This window comes from Moraxella sp. CTOTU47915, assembly GCF_031986685.1.
Lineage (GTDB): Bacteria > Pseudomonadota > Gammaproteobacteria > Pseudomonadales > Moraxellaceae > Faucicola > Faucicola tetraodonis.
This window is the reverse complement of record NZ_DAMAAE010000002.1, coordinates 1-24457: the sequence shown is the minus strand read 5'-3', so window position 1 is coordinate 24457 and position 24457 is coordinate 1. Positions and strand designations below refer to the sequence as shown.

At 44.8% G+C, this 24457-nt stretch carries 19 protein-coding genes and 1 pseudogene; 5 read left to right on the top strand and 15 right to left on the bottom strand.

Annotated elements, in window-relative coordinates:
* Positions 1–173 precede the first annotated feature (173 nt).
* From cysG to RTL34_RS02340, 4 genes are all read right to left on the bottom strand, one after another.
* The gene (gene cysG, locus RTL34_RS02355; protein ID WP_312114299.1) at positions 174–1574 is read right to left on the bottom strand and encodes a siroheme synthase CysG; all 1401 of its coding nucleotides are present in this window, start codon (positions 1572–1574) and stop codon (positions 174–176) included.
* A gap of 88 nt (positions 1575–1662) precedes the next feature.
* The gene (locus RTL34_RS02350) at positions 1663–2298 is read right to left on the bottom strand and encodes a phosphoadenosine phosphosulfate reductase domain-containing protein (RefSeq protein WP_312114297.1); all 636 of its coding nucleotides are present in this window, start codon (positions 2296–2298) and stop codon (positions 1663–1665) included.
* A gap of 219 nt (positions 2299–2517) precedes the next feature.
* Positions 2518–3093 (bottom strand): DUF934 domain-containing protein, encoded by a 576-nt coding sequence (locus RTL34_RS02345; RefSeq protein ID WP_248145677.1) that lies wholly within the window; start codon positions 3091–3093, stop codon positions 2518–2520.
* A gap of 3 nt (positions 3094–3096) precedes the next feature.
* Positions 3097–4806: a nitrite/sulfite reductase gene (locus RTL34_RS02340; RefSeq protein WP_312114293.1), complete on the bottom strand. Its 1710-nt coding sequence runs from the start codon at positions 4804–4806 to the stop codon at positions 3097–3099.
* A gap of 278 nt (positions 4807–5084) precedes the next feature.
* Between RTL34_RS02340 and sat the strand changes: the two genes are divergently transcribed.
* Entirely contained in the window at positions 5085–6341 is a 1257-nt protein-coding gene (gene sat, locus RTL34_RS02335) for a sulfate adenylyltransferase (protein ID WP_312114291.1), read from the top strand.
* 204 nt (positions 6342–6545) lie between these two features.
* Here sat and RTL34_RS02330 read toward each other — a convergent pair.
* The 4 genes and pseudogenes from RTL34_RS02330 to RTL34_RS02315 form a co-directional block, all read right to left on the bottom strand.
* Positions 6546–7256 (bottom strand): annotated as a pseudogene (locus RTL34_RS02330) (sulfate/molybdate ABC transporter ATP-binding protein); the annotation flags it as partial.
* A 42-nt stretch (positions 7257–7298) separates the two neighbouring features.
* Positions 7299–8153, bottom strand: a complete 855-nt coding sequence (gene cysW, locus RTL34_RS02325; RefSeq protein ID WP_076776614.1) for a sulfate ABC transporter permease subunit CysW — start codon at positions 8151–8153, stop codon at positions 7299–7301.
* On the bottom strand, positions 8150–9061 hold the full coding sequence (cysT, locus tag RTL34_RS02320; RefSeq protein ID WP_198510400.1) for a sulfate ABC transporter permease subunit CysT: 912 nt from the start codon (positions 9059–9061) through the stop codon (positions 8150–8152). The genes cysW and cysT overlap by 4 nt, the downstream gene beginning before the upstream one ends.
* A 233-nt stretch (positions 9062–9294) precedes the next feature.
* Positions 9295–10443, bottom strand: coding sequence for a sulfate ABC transporter substrate-binding protein (locus tag RTL34_RS02315; protein WP_409455432.1), 1149 nt, complete (start codon positions 10441–10443; stop codon positions 9295–9297).
* Positions 10444–10720: 277 nt separating this feature from the next.
* Here RTL34_RS02315 and xseA point away from each other — a divergent pair, with 277 nt between their 5' ends.
* Together xseA and xseB are read left to right on the top strand one after the other, a co-directional pair.
* Positions 10721–12238 carry an exodeoxyribonuclease VII large subunit gene (gene xseA / locus RTL34_RS02310; protein WP_312114287.1) on the top strand — a complete coding sequence of 506 codons (1518 nt, stop codon included), beginning with the start codon at positions 10721–10723 and terminating at the stop codon, positions 12236–12238.
* Between the two features lie 21 nt (positions 12239–12259).
* Positions 12260–12454, top strand: a complete 195-nt coding sequence (xseB, locus tag RTL34_RS02305; protein ID WP_036603655.1) for an exodeoxyribonuclease VII small subunit — start codon at positions 12260–12262, stop codon at positions 12452–12454.
* A gap of 74 nt (positions 12455–12528) precedes the next feature.
* On the opposite strand, the gene RTL34_RS02300 is transcribed toward xseB, so the two are convergent.
* The 3 genes from RTL34_RS02300 to RTL34_RS02290 form a co-directional block, all read right to left on the bottom strand.
* Entirely contained in the window at positions 12529–14577 is a 2049-nt protein-coding gene (locus tag RTL34_RS02300; RefSeq protein WP_312114284.1) for a potassium transporter Kup, read from the bottom strand.
* Positions 14578–14730: 153 nt separating this feature from the next.
* Positions 14731–16308 carry a DHA2 family efflux MFS transporter permease subunit gene (locus RTL34_RS02295; protein ID WP_312114282.1) on the bottom strand — a complete coding sequence of 526 codons (1578 nt, stop codon included), beginning with the start codon at positions 16306–16308 and terminating at the stop codon, positions 14731–14733.
* Positions 16309–16316: 8 nt separating this feature from the next.
* Positions 16317–17618 carry an HlyD family efflux transporter periplasmic adaptor subunit gene (locus RTL34_RS02290; RefSeq protein WP_312114280.1) on the bottom strand — a complete coding sequence of 434 codons (1302 nt, stop codon included), beginning with the start codon at positions 17616–17618 and terminating at the stop codon, positions 16317–16319.
* 295 nt (positions 17619–17913) lie between these two features.
* On the opposite strand from RTL34_RS02290, the gene RTL34_RS02285 reads away from it, so the two are divergent.
* Positions 17914–18471 (top strand): TetR/AcrR family transcriptional regulator, encoded by a 558-nt coding sequence (locus RTL34_RS02285; RefSeq protein WP_076776604.1) that lies wholly within the window; start codon positions 17914–17916, stop codon positions 18469–18471.
* 72 nt (positions 18472–18543) lie between these two features.
* Here the strand turns inward: RTL34_RS02285 and RTL34_RS02280 are convergent, their stop codons facing one another.
* Entirely contained in the window at positions 18544–19656 is a 1113-nt protein-coding gene (locus RTL34_RS02280) for a metallophosphoesterase (RefSeq protein WP_312114277.1), read from the bottom strand.
* 260 nt (positions 19657–19916) lie between these two features.
* Here RTL34_RS02280 and mnmA point away from each other — a divergent pair, with 260 nt between their 5' ends.
* Complete coding sequence (gene mnmA, locus RTL34_RS02275; protein WP_312114275.1) at positions 19917–21092, top strand: tRNA 2-thiouridine(34) synthase MnmA; 1176 nt, start codon at positions 19917–19919, stop codon at positions 21090–21092.
* Between the two features lie 70 nt (positions 21093–21162).
* Here the strand turns inward: mnmA and RTL34_RS02270 are convergent, their stop codons facing one another.
* The 3 genes from RTL34_RS02270 to RTL34_RS02260 all read right to left on the bottom strand — a co-directional run bounded on the left by RTL34_RS02270 (position 21163) and on the right by RTL34_RS02260 (position 24261).
* Entirely contained in the window at positions 21163–22041 is an 879-nt protein-coding gene (locus RTL34_RS02270; RefSeq protein ID WP_060995929.1) for a metal ABC transporter permease, read from the bottom strand.
* A gap of 63 nt (positions 22042–22104) precedes the next feature.
* Complete coding sequence (locus RTL34_RS02265) at positions 22105–22899, bottom strand: metal ABC transporter ATP-binding protein (protein WP_050325403.1); 795 nt, start codon at positions 22897–22899, stop codon at positions 22105–22107.
* Between the two features lie 204 nt (positions 22900–23103).
* On the bottom strand, positions 23104–24261 hold the full coding sequence (locus RTL34_RS02260; RefSeq protein ID WP_050325404.1) for a metal ABC transporter solute-binding protein, Zn/Mn family: 1158 nt from the start codon (positions 24259–24261) through the stop codon (positions 23104–23106).
* Between the last annotated feature and the right edge of the window lie 196 nt (positions 24262–24457).

Here is a 24457-nt window from a genome sequence, read left to right as displayed (position 1 = left end):
TGTATTGCTACAATATACATAAATCCTTTCACAAAAACGTAATATTAAATTGTGACAAAAATGTTTCTGTTATCGAACCAATTCGTTAATTTTTCTAACGGATATCTAAGTTATAAGTATTTACCCCAATCTGCAAGCTTTTTTAACTGCCATACCCCATCAATTAAAGATTGCTATCGTTTATGAAGTCTGTGATGTAGCTTAACCACATTGCCCATAATTAAAATCGCTGGGGCGGGTAAGTTCGCCTCGGCTTGTTTTGCCACGATGGTCTCGAGCGTACCTGTCAATACTTGCTGATGCGGCAAGCTGGCATTTGACACAATCGCAATCGGCGTACTGGGATTTTTTCCTGCGTTAATCAAGCCACTCGTCAATTTATCAAGCTGCTTTAATCCCATATAAAAAACCACGGTTTGGCTATCATCAAGCCAGCTGGCAAAGTCTTCATTGATGGTATCCGTCTTAAGAGACGCGGTGACGAACTTGACAGAGTGCGCATACGCACGGTGTGTCAATGGAATACCGGCACAGCTTGCCGCCGCGGTGGCTGCGGTAATGCCAGGCACGACTTCAAAATCAATCCCCGCTGCGACCAATTGCTCGGCTTCTTCGCCGCCCCGCCCAAATACATACGGGTCGCCACCTTTGAGACGTAACACGCGTTTTCCTTGCTGCGCCTGTTCCACGAGTAGCTCATTGATTTTTTCTTGCCTTACCGCATGATCACTGGCTTTTTTGCCGACGTAGATTTTGGTGGCATCACGCCTGCACAGATCAAGAATCTGCGCTGAAACCAAATTATCATAAAATACCACATCCGCTTGTTGCATCAATCGTAGCGCTTTAAAGGTTAGCAAATCAGGATCGCCTGCCCCTGCGCCCACAATGTACACCTTACCAAGCTGTGCTTTATCGGCAGGTTGGTTGTTGGCGTGCTGTTGTAGCAAAGTTTCAAGTTGGCTTTCAGCTTTGCTTAGGCTATTTGAATTACCCTCAAATACCGATTCTGCGACTTGTCCTTCAAAGGCTTGTTCCCAAAACTTACGTCTAGCCGTCACATTCGGCAATGCAGCTTTCACTTTATCGCGAAATCTACCGGCCAACCCTGCCAATTCGCCATATTGCGGTGGCACGACTGTTTCGATTTTGGCTCGCAGCAGTCTTGCCAGCACAGGGGCTTTACCTGCACTGGATACCGCAATGGTAATTGGATTGCGGTCAACGATGGCAGGAAAGATAAAGGTACATAGCGGTGGATTATCGACGACATTGACTGGGATAAAACGGGCTTCACAGTCATTAAAAATCTGCGCATTCACCGTTTCATCATCGGTACAAGCAATGACAATGGTTTGTTTATCCAAATATTTTTGCTGATAAACATCGTTAATCAATTGATGACGAGAATCACTAAATTGCGCGGTGAGCCTTGACTCATAGCTGGGTGCGACAAAGGTGATTGTCGCGCCAGCTTTATCGAGCAAATCCGCTTTACGCAGTGCCACTTCCCCACCGCCAACCACAAGCACGGGGCGATTTTCTAATTTAAAAAATAGCGGTAAGGTATTCATAGACATTCTCAACATTAGATAGTGACAAGAACAATTAAGCTGAACTTCGGTTCAGCTTAACATTTTCATACATACTGCCGATCAAAAATTATAATTGTGTGTGTAGACCACATTCACGGTTCTCTTCTACTTTGGTAGGGTCAAAGTAGTCATGTTCATTTGGTAAATCATGCTCTTTTAAGTAAGCTTCTAAGTCATCTTCTGACCAATGGAACAATGGCGCTACTTTTAACACGCCGTCTTTACTTTCTGACAACACGTCAAGCGATTGACGAAATTCTGTTTGGTCTTTACGAATCGCATTAATCCACACATCAGGGGCAATTTCTTTTAACGCACGTCCAAATGGCTCAAGTTTGACTTGCTCAGTGAATTTTGCGTGCGCTGGGTTGTTGACGCTAGGTACACCGTTGAACTCGACATCACGCCAAGCTGCAGTTTGTTGCGGCAAGTAGGTAATCACGTTTAAGTTTAGACGTTTAATCAAATCTTGCGCATGGCGGTAAGTCGCTTCAGTGTTATAGCCAGAATCCACGAACAATACTTTAATGTCAGGACGTTGTTTGGCAACCATCTCTAACAGTACCACTTCATAAGGGCGAAAGTTGGTAGTGATGATAGGATTACTACCTTGTGCCAGTGCCCAAGCAATGATTTCCTCTGGGTTTTTGCCATTCAATTCTGCGTTAGCTTTATCTAGGTCGATATTTAATTTATTGCTCATTGGATTTCCTAATGTTTTATGGTGAAAAATTGGGATACGCTATGCTAATCAATTATGCGATGTTTAAAAAATGATTTTTAATGATATTATTATGAAAATTTAGAATTAACAAATTAACTTGAAATGCAGAAACCAGAAGTTAAAAAGGATAAGGTAGCAACTGGCTAACATTAAAAAAGCGAACCCTTAGATTCGCTCAATCTTAGCATCATTCAACAATTAATTCGCAAAAATCGGTAATTGCGTCACACTGCGACCTGTATAACGGTGTTTGATATCGACAAAATAATCAAACCAACTGGGGTTAAAATCACTGTCATCAATATCAAACTCACTAAACCCTACTTCGGTAAGCAGCTGCAAGGTATCTGGCAAGATATCACCACTAGCGCGCAACACTATAGCGGGGTTATAACTGGGGTGTAGTTGGATTTTTTGCGCTAAACTATAACCGCGTCCATCACGAAAACCATGAAAATCAATCACAATCACCGACAATAGCGGCATCACTTTGACAAAGTCCTGGTGCAAAAACTGATAATCACTGGCACCTGATAGAATAATACCCAGTTTTTTATCGCCCAACCGATTGGATAATGCTACCAAATCATCCGCTTCTAACTGTGGTTTTGGCGGATTTTTCTCGCTAAATTGGACAGGGCGATAGTCCACCAAAATTTCAGTGATATCTGAGGCATACTGGGATGGGTCGATATGCTCGATTTTTTGCTCATGAATACTCACGCTCACGGACTTTACATTGTCAATCACTTGGCTTTGGTTAATGAGTGCCATGGCTTATCCCTCCACCGGCTGTTCTGATTTGTCACGATATACATACTCTTTAAATGGCTCAATGCCGATACGATCGACCACTTCGGCAAATGTTTCACTACCAAAATCGGTATCCGCCGCTTGGCGATATTTAAGGTAGACTTGCAGGATATCATCCACCGTCGCCGCAACCGCATCGACAGGCACTGCTTTACCCAAAATATCGCCTAATTTGGCGTTTTGACCCGATCTACCACCCAGCGAGATTTGGTACCAATGCTCGCCTTTTTTATCCACACCCAAAATACCGATATCGGCGACATGGTGATGCGCGCAGGCATTCATACAGCCTGACATATTTAGGCGAATTTCACCAATATCATGGACAAAGTCTGCGTCTTGGAAATATTGGTTGACTTGGTTAACGATATTTAAGGTACTGGCATTAGCCAATGAGCAATAGTCAAAGCCTGGACATGAGATAATATCCGTCAATAAGCCAATATTTGGTCGGGCAAGGTGGTATTGTTTGAGCACCTGATAGACCTCATATACATCTTCAAGTTTGACGTCCGTGAGCACCAAGTTTTGATGATGGGTGCCGCGCACTTCACCAAAGCTGTATTTATCCGCCAAATCAGCCACCACGCGCATTTGGGTAGCGGTGATATCGCCGGTATCTTGCATAAAATGTTTGAGTGAGATAATCACCACGTGATAGCCTTTGACTTTATGCTCGCGGGTATTTTGGTTAAACCAACGCACAAACTCGCTATCTTCAAACTGGGTAGCCAGTTTGTCTTGGCTAGCTTGTAATTGTTGTTGGCTGAATGTTTGGTACGCCGGCTGTGGAAAGAAGGTTTTGGCGTGTTCAATTTGTTCAGCTGTCAGTGTTAATGCACCGTCTTTATTGTGTTTTTCCCAATCTTCTTCCACGATTCGTGAAAACGCTTCGGCGCCCATACTTTCAACTAAAATCTTGATACGCGCTTTGTATTTATTGTCACGGCGACCGTATTGGTTGTAGACACGTAAGATGGCATCTAAATAAGAGAGTAAATGGCGTTCAGGTAAAAACGGACGAATCACTTTGCCAATCACAGGCGTGCGCCCTAGACCACCGCCCACAATCACTTCAAAGCCAATGTCACCTGCGTCATTTTTGACCACATGCAGGCCAATGTCATGCAGCTGTGTCGCTGCACGGTCTGAGCAAGTACCGATGACTGCAATTTTAAATTTACGCGGTAAATAGGTAAATTCTGGGTGAAACGTTGACCATTGACGAATGATTTCACAATACGGGCGCGGATCGGCGATTTCATCAGCCGTCACACCGGCAAACTGGTCAGTGGTGGTATTGCGGATACAGTTGCCCGAGGTTTGAATCGCATGCATTTGTACCGATGCCAATTCTGCCAAAATATCGGGTACTTCTTCTAATTTTGGCCAGTTAAATTGCATATTGGTACGGGTGGTGATATGACCATAGCCACGGTCGTATTTTTCGCTGATGTCGGCAAGTTTACGCAGTTGATACGTCGCAAGCAGACCATAAGGAATCGCCACGCGAAGCATCGGCGCATGACGCTGAATATATAGACCGTTCATCAGGCGTAATGGCAAGTACGCTTCTTCACTGAGCTCGCCAGCCAAAAAACGTCGGGTTTGGTCGCGAAACTGCTCGACCCGATCGTCTACCAATTGTTGGTCAATTGCGTTGTATTTATACATGCGGATTCCTATGTCACTAATACAAATTGTAATTACAAATTCTAATTACCAATTAAATTTAAATTTTAGCTGTTGCAGCCATTTCAACTGGGTGAAATTTTAACCTGCCTATCATAAATGCCCAAGGGGTTTTTAGTAAATTCCATTTTTACATAAATATATCGAGTTACTGCATTTATTATTGCGAACCGTAATATTCTATTATACGCTACCTTAATTTTTTTGAACCGTCTGTTTTTTTGACACGTTAATTTTGACCCGCTAATATAGGAAATCCGATGAGCCAAAGCGCCACTTCAACTCTCCATTCTCTAAGCCAACTAGTACCACCGCACGGTAGTGACACATTAAAAGAAAAATTACTTAAAGGCGATGCGCTAACCGCTGCCCAGCAAAAAGCCAAAAATCTCCCAAAAATCCAAATCAGCTCCCGTGAAGCCGGTGATTTGATTATGCTCGGTATTGGCGGCTTTACCCCGCTAGATGGTTTTATGAACCAAGCAGACTGGCAAAGCGTATGTGACAATATGCATTTAACCACCGGCGACAATGCGGGCGTATTTTGGCCCATTCCTATTACCCTATCGACCGATACTGCCACTGCCGATACGCTAAACCCAGGTGATGACATTGCGCTGGAATACCAAGGTGAAATCATGGGGATTTTGACCTTAAGCGAAAAATACCGCATTGATAAAGCGCACGAATGCCAAACCGTCTTTGGCACCACAGAAATTGAGCATCCCGGCGTTGCCATGGTAATGGCACAAGGTGATGTCAATCTAGCTGGCGATGTGGTGGTGTTAAGCGAAGGCGAATTCCCGAGCAAATATGGTGATATCTACCTCACTCCGGCACAAACCCGTGACATCTTTACTCAAAATGGCTGGAAAACCGTCGCTGCTTTCCAAACCCGTAACCCGATGCACCGCTCACATGAATACCTTGCCAAAATCGCCATTGAAATCTGTGATGGCGTACTCATTCATTCATTGCTTGGTGCATTAAAACCTGGGGATATTCCTGCAGACGTACGCCAAGAAGCCATTGGTACATTAATCGACCATTACTTCCGTAAAGACACGGTCATCCAAGCAGGCTATCCACTGGATATGCGCTATGCCGGTCCACGTGAAGCATTATTACATGCCTTGTTCCGTCAAAACTACGGCTGTAGCCATTTGATTGTCGGGCGTGACCATGCAGGCGTGGGTGATTACTATGGCGCGTTTGATGCGCAGCATATTTTTGATACGCTCAAACCGAATGATTTAATCACCCAACCGTTAAAAATTGACTGGACATTCTGGTGTGACGCTTGTGACTCGATGGCATCGACCAAAACTTGCCCACACGATGCCAGCCATCATGTCAAAGTCTCAGGTACCAAATTGCGTAAAGCCTTATCGGAAGGGGAAGACGTGCCTGATAACTTCAGCCGTCCAGAAGTGTTAGCGGTACTTCGTAACTACTATGAAGGCTTAGAAGAGCATCAAAAACATAAAGTTGAGCTGACAGGTCACTCTGCAAAATAATTATTGCGAGGTTTAACGCTTATCAATCGATTAAAAGGGTATGTGATAATACCCTTTTTTTTATCTAACCTTTAGCAAAAAAATTAGCAATAAAAAAGAAGCACGGGGCTTCTCTTTTTATTGCTTAACATTGCTTAACTGAGCTAAATTTAATTAAGGCTAAATTTAACTAAGCTAAATCACATATTCGACGTGCGAATCTTGCAGAAAATTGGCAACAAAATGATTCGAGGGATGATTGACCAGCGTCTCATAATCCCCAATTTGCACGATTTGACCTTGGTTCATCACCACAATTTCATCGGATAATTCTGCCGCTTCTTCTTGGTCATGGGTCACTAAAATACTGGTGACACCGAGCTCATGATGAATCGAGCGCAGCCAAGCGCGTAATTCTTTACGCACCTTGGCATCGAGTGCGCCAAATGGCTCATCGAGTAACAACAGCTTTGGCTCTACCGCTAGCGCACGCGCCAATGCGATACGCTGACGCTGACCGCCTGAGAGTTGATGCGGGTATTTTTTTGCGGTTTGGGATAGTTGCACCAGCTCCAGCAGATGATTGACCTTTTTGCTGATTTCCGCGTTGCTTAGGCGTTTGTTTTTTGGCATGACGGTCAAGCCAAACGCCACGTTATCAAACACGGTCATATGGCGAAATAACGCGTAATGCTGGAACATAAAGCCGATATGACGCTGCTGGACAGGCACATCGGTCACATCTTCACCATCAAACAAAATACGCCCCGTATCGGCAAGCTCAAGCCCTGCAATGATGCGCAGTAAGGTTGTCTTACCGCAGCCTGAAGGTCCCAAGAGCGAGGTTAATTTGCCCGTCGGTACGGTTAAATTAATCGGTTGTAGTGCAGTAAAGCGACCAAACTGTTTGGTGATATCACGGATTTCGATACTCATGGTATTCTCTTAACTTTTTTTACTTTTTAAATTGCATCAATGTTATTCATCATTGGCAGACTGACGTTTAGTCAACGCCTGCTGCACGATTAAGGTAACGAGTGCCAACAACGCCAACAAACTCGACAACGCAAACGCCGCCGTCATGTTGTATTCATTGTAGGCAATCTCAACCAATAGCGGCATGGTATTGGTTTCACCGCGAATATGACCTGAGACCACACTCACCGCGCCAAACTCACCCATCGCCCGGGCATTGGTCAAAATAATACCGTATAGCAATGCCCATTTGATATTGGGCAGCGTCACCCGCCAAAACATTTGCCAGCCTGAGGCACCGAGTGTTAATGCCGCTTGCTCTTCACTGCTGCCCTGCGACTGCATCAGCGGAATCACTTCACGCGCCACGAATGGAAAAGTCACAAACATGGTGGCAAGCACGATACCGGGAATGGCAAAAATCACTTGAAAACCAAAGTATTCTAGCCAGCCGCCAAGCCAAGTATTGGCGCCCAGTAGCGCGACAAACATCAAACCTGCAACCACCGGAGATACCGAAAATGGCAAATCTAGCAGCGTGGTGAGAAATTGCTTACCTTTAAAATCAAATCGGGTCAATAGCCAGGCTAATGCAATCCCAATCACCGTATTAATCGGTACCACAATCAGCGCCGTAATCAAGGTAAGCTTGATGGCCGATAATGCCTCATGATCGGTCAAGGCAGCCACATACAACTGCCAGCCAGATTTTAAGGCTTCATAAAACACCGATATCAGCGGAATCACTAGCATCAGCGTCATAAACGCCACCGCAATACCAATTAAGGTATAACGTAGCCATTTTGGCTCACGGGTTGCGGCTTGGGTTTGGTAAGGATATTGGCTGCTGTCTATCATACACTTGCCCCGCCCATACGTTTGGTCAATAGCCACTGCAAGGCATTAATGGCAAATAAAATCACAAACGAAATCATCAACATAAATAAAGCAACCGCGGCAGCCCCCTGTACATCAAAACTTTCAAGCTTACCAATAATGATTAACGGTAAAATCTCAGATTTCATCGGTAAATTACCCGCAATAAAAATCACCGAGCCATACTCCCCCGTCGCCCGCGCAAACATCATGCCCGAGCCCATCAGCAACGCAGGATACAACTCCGGCAAGATGACCCGTCTAAAAGTTGTCAATCTCCCAGCGCCTAGCACCGATGCCGCCTCTTCATATTCTGGCGACAGCTCCGCAAGCACAGGTTGTACCGCACGCACAATAAACGGCAAGCTCACCACAATTAGCGCCAACCAAATACCAATGGGGGTAAAAGCAATTTTAATGCCGAATGGCGCAAAAAACTGCCCGATTAAACCATTGGGTGCATATAAGGTTGCTAACGAAATACCCATTACCGCCGTTGGCAAGGCAAAGGGCAAATCCACGAGCGCATTTAAAATCGACTTTCCCCAAAACTCATAGCGCACCAACACCCATGCAATCAGCGTACCAAACACCAAATTGGTCAATGTCGCTAGCAATGACATTTTTAGCGACAGTTCAATCGCTGCCTTGACGCGCGGCTCGGCAATGGTTTTGATAAAGCCTGCCACGCCAATATCGGCGGCTGTCATTACCATCGCCACAAATGGCAACAGCACGATAATCGACAATGCCAATACACTGATGCCCAAACTCAAATTAAAAAACGGCATGATATGGCGCTTTTTATTGCGTTTCAAGGGTGAATTGGGTGTTTTAGGCTGATTGTTTGATGTTAAATCGGCTTGATGGTTAGCATTGATGCTTGCCATGCAGGGCTTCCTTTACTAATAATCGGTAGGCAACGTGAGAATTTAAAATAATAAACATACAAAAATAAAAATTCAAAAATAAAGATACAAAAAGCTCTGTATCCAAAATTTTAAGCACGGCTATAGTACCATCTCACTTTGATTTTCCAAACTATATTTATGCGCTTTAAATATTCTTAGCTAGAATAAAAAACCAGAGCCGAACTCTGGTTTTGTGAGGTAAAAACAGCGAACTATTTTGCCGCAGGTGCCGATGCTATGGTGCTCGTTGGGCTGGCTAGTTGATCAAAGACACCCCCGTCTTTGAAGTATTTGGTCATGATATCCGTCCAGCTACCAAATTCGGCATTGGGGCTAAAGGTGGTAAGCGCGGGTAATTTATCTTGATTTTTAGCCAGTACCGCCGCATCGCTTGGGCGCAGGTATAAATCTGCCGCCAATTGCTGGGCAGGCTCGCTCCATAAATAATCAAGATACGCTTTCGCTGCGTCGTTGGTGCCTTTTTTATCGGTCACTGATTTGACAATCGCCACCGGGTTTTCTGCTGATATGGTGTAGCTTGGATAGACAATTTGCACATCGCCTTTACCAAACTGCTTAACCGCGAGATTGGCTTCATTTTCAAAGGTGACTAATACATCGCCAATTTGGCGCTGTAAGAACGTGGTAGTTGCCGCACGCCCACCATTTTCATACACCGGCACGTTTTTGAGCAACTCTTTGACAAAGTTTTTGGTTTTGCTTTCATCTTTATTAAAACTATGTAAGCCGTAGCCATACGCGCCTAAGAAGGCATAGCGCCCATTACCCGTGGTTTTTGGGTTGGCAAGTACGATTTGTACACCTGGTTTTGCCAAATCAGACCAGTCTTTGATTTGTTTTGGGTTGTCTTTACGCACCAAAAACACGATAGCACTGGTATAAGGGACTGCTTTGTTTGGGAATTGGCTTTGCCAATCTTGTGCCACCAAGCCTTTTTTCACCAACAGCTCTACATCTGAGCCTTGGTTCATACTGACCACGTCCGCTTGCAGACCGTTGGCAACTGCGAGCGCTTGTTTGCTAGAGCCGCCATGCGATTGCTGGATATCAATGGTTTTACCGCTATTTTTGGCTTCGTAGTCTTTGATAAACAGGGGATTGTAGCCTTTATAAAAGTCACGCGCGACGTCATAGGAGACATTGAGCAGTTTAATACCGCCTTTATCGCTCGCACCTGCATTTGATTGCGTGGCGGCTTGACCTGAAGCGGCTTGTTGGTCTTGCTGGGTGGGCGCACGTGAACAACCCGCTAGGCTCACGCCTAATAACGCTAGACTTGATAGCACAGCTACGGTTTTGTGTTGAACCTTAGTTTTTTTTTGAAAATTAACAGTCATCATGGTCACCCCTCATCTCAATGTATAAAAATCAATATATAATGTTAAATGTTAAATTTATTCATACTATTTTACAAAAAAAGCGTCGTTAAGCAAAAATACTATTATTCTTTATCCATATTCCACTTATGAATATTACATCATAAAATATAATGTAATATTTAAAATTATAAATTGAGCAAGCTGAATCCCATTCGCATCACACCTAAATCACAAATGTTACGTTGTCAGCGTTATCATTTTCGCCTACAATTTTATTTTTAATTATCAAGAATTCTCCATGGCAAAAGCTTCCAAAACTGTTATCAAATCAATTGAAGAGCAGCTCGCACGACTGGATTTGCAAACCACCCCATCAAATCAGGCTGATGACGTATTTTTGGCGCTGCTTGACGATGGTGAGCATGACAATAAAGCAACTGCAAAGCGTGGCAGTGTTGATAACTTAAGCGTTGATAACTTAAACGATTATGACTTTAGCGAACAATTAGCCATTCAAGATCGCGATAGCCAACTGCAACAGGCGTTAAGCGACACTGTATTGTCACTGAGCGATTATCTATCCGCTGTTCAGTTGGTGATTAGTGAAACGTTTGCCCATACTGTTTGGGTGAAAGCTGAAATTCGTAGTCTGTCAGCCAAAGGCGGTCACTACTATTTTGAATTGGCGGATAAAGATATTGATGGCAAAGTCACCGCCAGCTGCCGCGGCACGCTATGGCGTGGTCAAGCAGCCAAAGTACTGTCAAAGTTTGAAAAAAACACTGGCATGAGCCTTGAGCGAGGCTTGAATGTATTGCTTAAAGTCTCAGCCACGTTCCATGCCCAATATGGCTTTTCGCTAAACATCGTCGATATCGACCCCACTTACACACTGGGGGATTTGGCAAAGCAATACCAAACGATTTTAACCAGACTGCATGAAGAAGGGCTGCTCGATCTCAATCAATCGCTCCCCATGCCGTTTGATATTGAGCATGTGCTCGTTATCGCGCCTGAAAAAGCTGCAGGGCTCGGTGATTTTCGCGCGGATGCCGATAGGCTCGCCAGCACAGGGGCTTGTATTTTTCATTATGAGCACGCCACCTTTCAAGGCAATCACGCCCCTGAAGACATCCGCCAAGCCATCATTAAAGGCATGAAAAATCTGAGTAAGCAGCATATTACCGCAGATTTGATTGTGATTATCCGGGGTGGTGGCGCGGTGGGCGATTTGGCCTATCTCAATGATTACGAACTTGCCGCGCTGGTGGCAGAGCAGCCGATACCGGTATGGGTTGGCATTGGTCATGAGCGTGACCGTGTCATGCTAGATGAAGTGGCACATCAAAGTTTTGATACCCCATCGAAGGTTATCGCAGGTATTCGCAATCATTTGCTCACTATTACCCAAGGTGCCAAACAACATTTTTTGACCATCGAGCAAATTGCTAAATCTAGCATCTTGCAGGCACGCCGTGATAGCGAACAACAACTTACCAAGATACAATCGGCAGCGCAGCGACAATTATCTGCCGCTAAACTTGCCATGGACAACCAATTTGTACAGATTCGCCAGCTTGCCTATCAACAAATCACAACGGCTCGTCAATCGACCGATCGACTGCGTGAGATGACATTGTTACAGCATCCGTCAACTGTATTAACTCGTGGCTATGCGATTATCAGAACCTCGCATCCTACATCAAATACGGTGATGACTTCGATTGCCCAAGTTGAACCCAATACAACCATAACCATTGAATTACAAGATGGCTATCTACAAGCCACTGTCAATGCCAAACAATCAAAAAACTGACCTATCCATCAAGGAATAACCATGACCGAGCCAACCGATTTTAAAAGCGCCTATGAGGTGTTAAAAACAAATGCACAGCTCTTGCAAAACAGTCAAGAGCCCAATATTGACGCGCTGATGACTATTGTAGCGCAGTCCATTGACGCCTATAAAGTATGCCAAGCGCGGATTGATGCCGTTGAAGCCTCGCTGAATCAAGCATTTGAAACAGACTAAGTTTCAATCAAGCAGAAAAGCAGAATAAAAAAGCCACTATCGAAGGATAATGGCTTTTTTATGTTGGGTATAGCTTAAATTTCTACTTTGGCACCCATTTCTACCACATTGTTACTAGGAAGTTTTAGAAATTCAGCCGCGGTGCCGGCATTACGGTGCATATGGGCAAACAATTTTTCACGCCATAATGCCATACCTTTGATGCTTTCAGATGCCACCACAGCCTCATGGGATAAGAAATAACTCACCTTGGCAGGGTCGAAATCAAAGTTAAATTGCTGAATGTGTTTGAGTGAATCTGGCACATCAGGGTCATTTTTAAAGCCAAAATTGAGTACCACCTTCCAGCAATTGTGCCCCAAATAGGTCACTTCACTACGCTTGCTGAGACCCACCCAAGGGGTTTCTAAGGTATTAACGGTGACAAAGATATTGTACTCATGCAAGCATTTATTGTGCTTTAAGTTTTGTTTCAACGCCACGGGTACGATATCGACTTCAGACACCATAAATACGGCAATGCCTTTGATTTTTTTGATATTTTCAAAGAGCACTTGGCAGCGCTGATTGATTAAGATTTTCTCTTGCAGTACCGCTTGCTGATTTTGCAGCTCTTGGATATTCTCAAGTGGCGCGTTTTCAATATCTTGGGTCAGCTTTTCTAATTTGCCTTGCGTCGACTCCAAAGCTATTTGTAAGCGTTTATTGGTAAAACTACCAAACAAGTCATCCAAGAAATTTTTTAAGTTAATTTGTCTTGTGGTATGGGCAATTCTCACCAAGTTACGCCCATCTCGCCAAGTCATCATTAACACAAACATGACGCCCCCTAACAACAATGGGAACCAGCCGCCTTTGAGCAGCTTCAGCAGATTTGACGCCCAAAACAAGAAATCCACTACAAAGAACAATGAGGTCGCGGCAATACACAGTAGCAATGGGTATTTCCACGCATAGCGAATCACAAAGAAGGTCAATATCGTGGTAATCAGCATATCCGTACAAACCGCAATACCATAAGCGGCCGCTAACGCACCCGATGATTTGAACATCACCACAGCAAACGCAATGGCGATAAATAAGCCCCAGTTAATCGCTGGAATATAAATCTGACCCACTTCTTTGACGTTGGTATACACAATACGCATACGCGGTAAAAAGCCCAGTTGCACGGCTTGTTTGGTGATACTAAACGCCCCAGAAATCAACGCTTGTGACGCAATCACTGTCGCTAAAGTTGCCATCACCACCATCGGGATACGCATGGCATCTGGAATCATCAAAAAGAAGGGATTGGATTTGCCATCAGGATTGGCGAGTAAAAATGCGCCTTGACCAAAATAATTGAGCAGCAAGGCAGGCATGACAATGGAAAACCAGGCGATACGAATCGGTTTTTTGCCAAAATGCCCCATATCGGCATACAAGGCTTCACCGCCTGTCACACACAACACAACTGCCCCCAAGATGATAAAGGCGAGTGTCGGATTGGTGATCACAAACTGATAAGCATAGATGGGATTGATGGCTTGCAAGATTTCGACATTGTGCTGGATATGATAAACCCCAATACCAGCAATCAACAAAAACCATAGCACCATCACAGGTCCAAACAGCTTACCAATACCTTTGGTACCAAATTTTTGCACAAAAAACAGTATGAACAAAATGGTCAGCGTGGCAGGAATTACCACACTATGCAGCCGTGGCGATACCACCGTCAAACCCTCTACTGCCGATAGCACCGAGATGGATGGGGTAATCACCCCATCACCATAAAACAAGCAAGTACCAAATATCCCCATGGTCATGATGATTGCGTGCAATTTTGGGCGATGTTTCACCGCGCTTGATGCCAAAGCGAGCATCGCAATCAGACCGCCTTCCCCTTTATTGTCGGCACGTAGCACCAGCGAGATGTACTTGAGACTGACGATGATGGTGATAGTCCATACAAATAACGACAGCACCCCATAGATATTGGCAACGTTAAAGGCGACATGACCAGAATTAAAAACTTCTTTTACTGAATACAGTACACTGGTACCGATATCGCCATAAACGACCCCGATTGCCCCTAATGTCAGTGCAGGAACCGAGGTTTTAGCATGTGCTTTACTCATAAATTAACGACGCAATTTGATAAGATGGATTATTATAAGTCGAATTATAAAATTGCGGTTAAATTATATTTTGTAACCAAAGTTATCTATGTACTTGACGATAGTAACATTTTATCAGCGTCAATTTGAGCACAGTAGCTTAACCCCTTATTTTTAATGGTGAAATGGCGGTTTGGCAAGCCAAATCATACCAATCAATAATAAGAACACCAAGCCAAACACATAAAAGACCTCATTTGAGCCAATAATCAGCGCCTGTTGGTTAATATTTTGGTTGATGAGCGCCAGCGTTTGCTCATAACTCATGCCAGACGCTTGCAGGCTTTTTGACCACGCATCAAAATTGGAATTTTGGGTGATACTTTCGGTCAAATAAGTATGCGCATGATTGCTGCGTCTTTCCCACACAGTCATCACCATTGAAGCGCCAATCCCGCCCGCCAAGGTTCTCACAAAGGTAAAAATCCCTGTCGCTGCCGCCATTTTATCATGCGAAATGTTGGAGAGCGCAATGGTAGTTAAGGGCATAAAAAACATGGCAGTACCCAGTCCTTGGATAAACTGCGGCCAAAACACATCCCAAAACGTCATTTGCGGATTAAAATCACTTCGCCATACAAAGGTGGCACAATAAATTAAAAAACTTAACGTCACCAAGATGCGCATATCAATGTTTCGCGCGTATTTACCGATTAAGGGCGTCAACAACACCGGGAAAATACCAATCGGTGCGGCTGCCAACCCTGCCCAAACCGCGGTATAGCCCATGGTCTGCTGCAGCATGACGGGCAATAGCACAATGGCGCCCATATATAGCAAAAATGCCAAGCTAATCACCAATGTGCCAATGGTAAAATTGCGGTCTTGAAAAATCGACAAATCAATAATCGGATGTTCCTCACCGCGCTCCCAAATTATCAAATAACTCAAACATAAAACGCTAATGACCGCTAAAGCAATGATTTCAGGTGAAGCAAACCAATCAAGCTCACGCCCACGATCCAGGAAAAACTGCAGTGCACCCACCCCAACAATCATCAAAACAAGGCCTACTTTATCAATATCGGTCTTGATGACAGGCGTTTCGCGGTTTTTAAGTTGTTGCCATGCCAAAATAATGGCGACAATACCAATCGGAATATTGATAAAAAATATCCAGCCCCAGTGATAATTGTCGCAGATATAACCGCCCAAAATCGGACCTAATATCGGCGCGGTGACGACCACCATAGCAAATAATCCAAGCGCCATCGCCCGTTTTTCAAGCGCAAAAGACTGTAATAATAGACTTTGTGCCAGTGGAATCATCGGGCCTGCTACTGCGCCTTGCGCCACCCTGGCAATAATCAGCATCGTCAAACTATGTGACACCCCGCATAACCATGAACAAAACACAAATAAACTTGCCGACACCAAAAACACTTTGACCGAGCCATATTGACGAGCCAACCACCCTGTGAGGGGAATAGATATCGCGTTGGAAACGGCAAACATGGTAATCACCCATGTACCTTGCGAGGTCGCCGCACCCAAATCCCCCGCAATGGTCGGCAATGCCACATTGGCAATGGTCGAATCAAGCACCATCATAAACACCGCCATCGATAGCGCAAAAGTCACAATCGCAAGCGGCATCCCTGATAAAGGCGGGGGTTGATTTAGCTGACTACGGGCTGGACTATCAGTCGCTGGCTGCTCTGTATCGATATTGGGTGAAATTGCTTCCGCCATTTTTCACCTCACGATTGGTTTTGCTGGATAATTTGTTGGATGATTTTGGTCGCGCCTGACATATCGACTTGCGGCTGCAGCTGGGCAACAGGTTTGTTGCTAGCGGTCGCGGTAGCCACCTGCGGTTTGCCTTGTTGGTCTCGGCTATCCAGCTCGGCATGCATACTTAGCCCCACGCGTAGCGGATGCTGTTGTAATTCTTTGCTATCGAGTGCAATTCGTACAGGTAGACGCTGGGTGACTTTAATCCAGTTACCGGTGGCGTTTTGGGCAGGCAAAACCGAGAACGCACTGCCTGTTCCTGCTGATAAGCCAATCACTTTGCCATGATAAATAACTTCTTTACCATAGATATCTGATGTTAAATTCACCGCTTGACCCAGATGAATGTCTTTAATTTGGCTTTCTTTAAAATTGGCATCGACCCACAAATCATGTAACGGCACAATCACCATCAAAGGCGTGCCTGCGCTGATTTTTTGACCCAATTGCACACCGCGTTTGGCAATTTGCCCATCGATGGGTGCTACGATCTGGGTACGGTTGAGATTGAGCCAAGCGGTTTGGATATTCGCTATCGCGGTTTGCACCGCAGGTTGTGACAGTACATCATTTTTACCCAAATTGGCGATTGTCACATTGCGCTGCGCTTGGGCAGTCACGACCGCAGAGCGAGCGGTGGCTTGCTTGGCAACTGCCGCGTCGAGCTGGGCTTGGGCTTTTTTGATAGTGTCGGCAGCATGCTGGACTTCTTCTTGCGATACCGCTTGACTTGCCATCAAAGCGGCGCGGCGTTGATAGTCAGATTGTGCCGCAAGTAGCGCAATTTTTGCCGATTCAATTTGCGATTGCACTTCATTCATCGCAGTTTGCGCTTGCGAGATATTGACATCAGCTTGTTGGATGGTCGCGGTTTGGGTTTTGTACTGTCTGATTGCTGTGCGCAATTGTGCTTTGGCGGTTTCAAGGGCTAAGCCATTATCCGCTTGGTCTAACGCCACCAAAGTTTGCCCGGCTTTGACCATATCCGTGTCATTGACCCCAATCGCCGTCACCGTCCCCGATATTTGCGCGTTGATTTGTACTTGGTTGCCGCTCACATAGGCGTCCTCGGTACTGACTTGATAGCGCCATTGGGTAACGTATAACCATAACGTCACCGCAGCAATGGCTAAAACAATCAGGGTAAATAAAAATAGGTTTTTTTTACGTTTGGATTTGGCAGGGATTTGGGTTGTGCTATGCGTAGGTGCGGGTGTGGGTGCTGGTTCGGGGCTATCATCAACCCCATTCGGCATGGTTTCAGCCATTTTTTCGTCCTTATCGCTAAACTTAAGTGGCAAAATCTAAAAAATCCGACGGTTGACAGACGGATTTATGCTAGAAAATGGCTCGATTATGTAATTTAATATGCTTAATGGGTGGCAATATAAAACTATCCTAAACAGCCTTCAAGCATCAAATAAAACATAAATGTTGCATAAGAATACAGTTAGGCAGATAATGTTGCTTATTGTAAAAATTTTGCGCAATTCATGCGATTGCTAAAATTTAAAGGCTAAGACATAAAGCGTAAGATGAAGAGCGTAAGGATACCAAAAAGCGATGAACGAAAATGATTTACGGGTCATTAAGACTGAACAACATATCGAGCAAGCTTTCCTCGCATTACTGCAGCAGAAACCTTACCGCGCCATCACGGTCCAAGATATTTTAGATACTGCAGCGATCAACCGCTCAACCTTTTATCGTCATTACGCCAGTAAAGAGGCGCTGGCAGAGAAAATGGTGAGTAACTTTTGCCAAGTGTATGAGAAGTTTTTAACTGAACGCTTCAGTGTCGCCAGTCAAGAAAATTTACTGATGTGTTTGGAACAATTTTGGGCGTTTATTCACGCGCAAAAACAACGCATACTGGCGTTTTGGCAAATCAAAACCCCAAATATCCATTTATATGATGATATGTATGCGTTAATCAAACAAAATTATATTGAGCATGCTAAGCGTCATGGACGCCCAGGCGACTTAGAGTTTCAAGGGCATACGTATGCAGGGATTATATTAAATAATTTAAGTTACTGCCTGCAGCAAGAGCGCCACATGTCACTCGAGGATATTCGTAGCAATATACAGCTGATGATGCAGACAGTGTCTATACAGTAATCTCTCATCATCATAATCTGCAATAACCTCGATACGCTCATTAGCAGCCAGTTTTAAGCGCTAAAGTCCTCTTTAGGATTTTTTACCGACTAAATCAATCACCCAAAGCTCCGCTTGCGAGCCTAGCCGAAACGGTACTCCCCAAAAACCATACCCCGAGCTTACAATTACATCGGTATTGTTGATACGTTCATAGCCGTAACCCAAACGATTTAAGAATTTGACAATGAAATTGGCAGGAAATATTTGCCCATTATGGGTATGTCCAGACACTTGCAAATCTATGGGTAATTGTACGTTTTGTTCAATCTCATTGGGCTCATGGTCAAGTAAAATAATCGGCTTATCGGTACTTGACGGCATTAAATCCTTGGCCGCTTTACGATAACTGGCATGATTATCCAGTCTTCCTACCAACCAAAGCTGGTTATCAACCAACACTTTGTCATCTGCCAATAAGGTGATATTGGCTTTTTGGATCGCATCGCGAATCTCGCCTTCATGCCCATACATATCATGATTGCCTAGTGTGGCATACGCGCCCATTGGCACTGCACTTGCTAGTTGCTGCAGTGCTGGCTGCATATTTTGCGAGGTATAATAATCAACATTATCATCCATAATATCGCCAGGCATCAACAGCAGTTGCACGTTCTGTGCTTTTACCATATCGGTTAATCGGTTAATTTGCCGCTCACCGACCATTAGACCCAAATGCAGGTCTGAAACCATCCCAATCCGAATCGGTTTGGCAAGTGGCTGATTGGCAGTCAAGGTGATATGACGAATGGTGGGTGTATAAGCATTATAAATACCCATCAATACCATGCCAAAAAACACCAGCGGCAATAAAATGCGTTCCCCGTAAGTTTGATAACTCACGGCATTAAAAAATTGCGGGGCAACTTTCATCAACACCAAATTGATAATGCCCACCGCTACCATCGACATGATGACAAACCACAAAATAGTCAGCCAAGTCATAGACAGCTTGAGCCCAAAGCTCGTCAATCGTGCGATGCCAAATACCAATAACGCATTACTTATCACAAATAGACTAATCATCAAATAGCGAGAAGAGCGATCGGATAACCAAGACCCTGCCCACCACTGCAGCCCCCGCCCCGCGCCATAAGTAAACAATTCAAACAACAATACAATGACGGTCAGAAATATCCAACGCATACCAGCCCCAAATTTTTTATCATAAGTAAAGGTTATATAAAGAATGTTTGTGAATTTACAATGTCGCTTTATCTATTAAAGCCAATCAGTGAATTTGAAAAAATCAATTAATATAATTTGCCCATTAAAAAACCCAACTTACGAGAATAAGTTGGGTTTTTTCGATATCGGCTCATCCGATAACGGTATTGTGGCAGGTTTATTAATTTTTAACAAGCAATAAATTTGCTATAATAACGCTTTTGGCACTTTTAAAAATTATGACTTATTCAACTGCTGTTAATTTATCTGATATTGCGAGCCCTGCCAAAACCCGCGTCATTGTGGGGATGTCAGGGGGAGTTGATTCTTCTGTCACCGCCGTTTTGCTCAAACAAGCAGGCTTTGATGTTGAAGGCTTGTTTATGAAAAACTGGGAAGAAGATGACGGTACCGAGTATTGTACCGCCATGACTGACCTTGCCGATGCGCAAGCGGTCGCCGATAAAATCGGCATTAAACTGCATACCGCCAACTTTGCCATGGAATATTGGGATCGCGTATTTGAGCATTTTTTGGCGGAATATAGCGCCGGTCGCACCCCAAATCCTGATATTTTATGCAACAAAGAAGTCAAGTTTAAAGCCTTTTTGGATTATGCGCTAACTTTGGGGGCGGATTATATTGCCACCGGTCACTATGCGCGCCGCGGTTTTAGTGATGAAAATGGCAAAGCGCCACTACTGCGCGGACTTGATAACAATAAAGACCAAAGCTATTTTCTGCACGCGGTGGCAGGCGATAAAATCGCCAAAACCTTGTTCCCTGTGGGTGAGTTAGAAAAATCTGAAGTACGCCGTATTGCTGAGCAGTATGATTTAGCGACTGCGAAGAAAAAAGACTCTACGGGTATTTGCTTTATCGGCGAGCGACGCTTTAAAGACTTTTTACAGCAGTATTTGCCCGCTCAAAAAGGCGATATCTATACCGATGATGGCAAAAAAATCGGCACCCACGATGGCTTAATGTATTACACACTCGGTCAACGTGGGGGTATTGGTATTGGTGGGGTCAAAGATAGAGATGAGGCGCCTTGGTTTGTGTTGCACAAAGACTTGGATAATAATCGCCTGATTGTTGGTCAAGGGCATGACCATCCGATGTTACAATCCACCGAATTGACTGCCTATAAGCTTGACTGGGTGGTTGATGCACCCGCCCAACTGTTTACTGCCCAAGGCTATCGCTGTACCGCCAAAACGCGCTATCGTCAGCCCGATCAAGCCTGTACAGTTTTTGCCCTTGATGAAACGGGTGACACCATAAAAGTGGTGTTTGACGAGCCACAGCGCGCGGTGACACCCGGTCAGTCTTGTGTGTTTTATCGAGATGACATCTGTTTAGGCGGTGGCGTTATTCAAACCATCGATGCCCCCACTAGCCTGGCTGAAGTTTAAAGTTTAAATACACATCCATATACAAACAGCGCAAATTGATACCATTTGCGCTTTTTTTATACCCTGTTGATTAAGAAAAGTTTGCAGCTAAGCGTTTGTTCCACCCCGCTTTTTTTCGTAAGTAGCCAATTCCCCAGCAGCTTAAATAAATCACAAATGAAATGGTGGTGATATAAGGTGAAATCGGCAGTCCAGGTCCTAACGATAATAATATGCCGCCAACTCCAGCGATAATGGCAAACAGCATAGACAACAAATAGACATAGATAGGTCTAGCCGTCACTTGACTCGCCGCTGCCGCAGGCGTGATGAGTAACGATAATAGCAGCAATGCACCGACAAACTGCACACTCACCGCCACCACAAGACTCAGTGCAAACATAAACAGCAAAGATAAAAATGTTAAATTCAAATGCTGCGCTTGGGCAACTTGCGGATCGACTGCGGCAAATAACATGCGCTGACCAAATATGGCGATGATTGACAGTACAATCACCGCAACCACTAACATCGACTGCAATTCAGCGGGCGTGATTGCAACAATTTGCCCGGTTAATAAGCCAAATTTATTGGAGGAGCGCCCTTGATACAAGGATAAAAACAACACCCCCAGCCCAAGCCCGAATGGCAACAAAATACCCACCACTGAGTTGCGGTTTTTGCCATCAATCCCCATGACCCCTAGCACCATGCCAGCCGTCACCGCCCCAATGACGGCACCTAGCGTCACTGAAGACCCTAACCATAAGGCACACGCCGCCCCTGCAAACGACAGCTCGGCTGTCCCATGCACGGCAAACGCCATGTCCCGTGCCTGAACCATCGGTCCCATGAATCCCGCCATCACACCCAACAATACCGCGGCCACGATGGACGTCGACACCAAGGGCAACAGCTCAGCAAAGTTATCAAAATTGATGATGGTATGTAGCCAAGTTGTGAGCAGCATGTAAATTCCAAAAGTTAAAAAACCATCGAATGTGATGGCTTGTTTTTGATTGAAGCAAATAAATTAGCGAAATCGATTGATTAAGTCGACACCACCGAGCTTGGCAGTCGCATTTTCAAGGCACAGCACTTTATCTACCAAAGGTATAATCGGCTCGAGTTCATGGCTAATCATCAAAATCGCGGTATGATGTGCTTGTTTGCGATGGGCTAAAATATCACTGACCACATACTGGCTTGCCACATCAAGGCTCAGCAGCGGCTCATCCATCAACAAAACATCAGGCTCAGCGACCAAGGCTTGGGCGATACGCATGCGCTGCTGCTCACCACCCGACAGCATGGTAAGTGGCGCATCACAAAATGACTCACCACCGACTTCCGCAATGGCTTTATCCACCAAATATTTTTTTTGTTTTGCTGTCTGCCAAAAACCGCCCAAGGTTTTTTTCGGGCTAAATACACCAAACAGATAATTTTCCCCATCCAGCCCTAGCTGCACCAAGTCCCTACCCCGAATCGGTAGTTTTGGCGCAAAGTCTTTGAGCTGAGGCACATAGCCCACTCGAATATCTTTGCCAAGCGTGATTGAACCACTTGATAGTGGCACAAGTTTGAGTAAACTTCGCAGCAGTGTGGTCTTGCCTGTACCGTTGGCGCCGAGCAGTGCCACAAATTCACCCGATAAAATCGAAAAATTGACATCCTGCCAGAGCAGACGTTGTCCAAAGTGCATACTGCCATCTTTGACTTGCAGAACGACTTGCTGTGAATGGGGCGGTTTGACAAACGATTGGCAATGAATAGCCTGCTCAAACTGCCGCTCGCTATTGGCTATTTTGGTGGTTGACATGGGCATGGTGGCTACTTCTTCATCCTAACAGCAAGATTAACGACAAGATCCTAAAGGCGAGGATGGTTGATTGGCAATATCACATTGCAAAAAATCTGGGCTAAAAAATTTAAGCATTATAAGCGATAACCAGCCAATACTATACCAATTAACGCAAATTTTTCCCCAAATGCGCTAATGGGTAATCTAAAATTTTTAGGCTAATTAAAATTAGCGCGTCGCGGCCGCAAAATCATCCAGGGTTTTTTCAATAAATTGCGTATAGCTTGTCACGCCATCGGGCAGAGTTTCATAGACCGCCACAACCGGTACTGTTGATGCCTTCGCCAATGTGATTAGTTGCTTTGAGGTAGCATCCTCGGTCTGGGCATTGACAACCAACAAACCCACTTGTTTATTGCTCAGCAGGCTTTTGCTGTCATTGAGCACTTTGACCGATACCCCCGCATCCGTCTCTGATTGCACAGCATAGGCTTTTGGCGTCACATCCTTGATGCCCATATCTGCTAGCAAATACCCGATGACGGGCTCAGTAGCAAAGGCAGTGATGGCTTTTCGCTGTCCGATTTGTTGGGCTTTGACTTTAAGCGCATCAATTTGCTGGATGAATTGCTGGGTATTTTTCGCATAAATTGCTTGATTGGCAGGCGATGTTGCAGCCAATTGCTTGTTGACCGCTTCAGCCACTTTTTTTGCTGTATCAAGGGAGAAAAACACATGCTCATTGAAGTCACCGTGCGAGTGACTATGTACTTCGCTATGCGCTTCACTGGGCACGTGAGGATGATCAGATGGTTGCGGATCAGCGGTTTTTATTTCGTGTTGGGTGTCGTGTTGGTGTTGTTCACTGGCAGACTCATCTGCCGCATTGTCCGTGTTAGGCGACAGCCCTGAAAGTGCTACGGCATTAATCACCACAGGTTTGTGACTCACCGACTGAGCTAAGCTCATACCCCAATCATCATACCCGCCACCGTTGACCAGCATGACAGCGGATTTGGTGATGTTAAGCTTGTCGGTCGCTGTGGCTTGATAATCATGCGGATCTTGTGATAAATCATCGACCCCCACAATCACATTGACTTTATCCCCCCCGACCGCTTTAGCCACCGAACCCCACACATTGGTGGTGGCATACACGGTGGGTAATTGGGTATCAATAACGGTGTTTGATGAGACTGTTGTAGCTGAGCTATTTGATGCGGATTGATTTGAGGTGGATTGATTATCAGTTTGCTTTTGGCAGCCTGTTAATCCCCCCAATAGGCTCATCGTCAATGTTACCCCTGCAATCGTGGGGGTTTTTAGTAGCCTTAGTAGTAAAGGTCGGCTAAAAAAAGCATATTTGTTAATCAATGCGTTTATCATGCTGGGTCGCCCAATCAAGTATTGAGAAGATTAAAAATGTTATATTATAACATTTTAATAGTGTTCTCAAGGTAGCTCAATAATTTATGCTGGCTTGGATTTCATCTATCGCACCTTTAAATTCAACTATTTGCGCTGACCTTTTTATCCTCTGTTGCCGTAAAACCACCGACTTCAGGCGGTGGATATAAGGCAA